This is a genomic window from Monashia sp. HAY1-2A, from assembly GCF_056755315.1.
Map to the genome: position 1 here is coordinate 1 of NZ_JBNDHY010000658.1, position 246 is coordinate 246.

1 pseudogene is annotated in these 246 nt (G+C 67.9%); it reads right to left on the reverse strand.

Annotated elements, in window-relative coordinates:
- Positions 1 to 246 (reverse strand): annotated as a pseudogene (locus ACPYOM_RS23445) (M18 family aminopeptidase); the annotation flags it as partial.

A 246-nucleotide genomic window follows, 5' to 3' on the forward strand; every position in this document is an offset into this window, starting at 1 on the left:
CCTCGTGATCGAACGCCGCCAGAACGGCGATCGGGCCGTCGTCCGGCGACGAGGAAGCATGGGCAATCAAGGCCACCAACCCCGCGTGCGTGGAGGAAAGGTTGTCCATGCGGCCGGAGGCGAAGAACTCGCCCTTGGCCCCGAAAACCGCAGGAGCCTGCGTGTCCGCCACGACGACGTCGTATCCGCCGATTTCGGAGGCATCCACCGAGGCGCCCGCGACGCTGGCGGCCAGCAGTCCCAGAA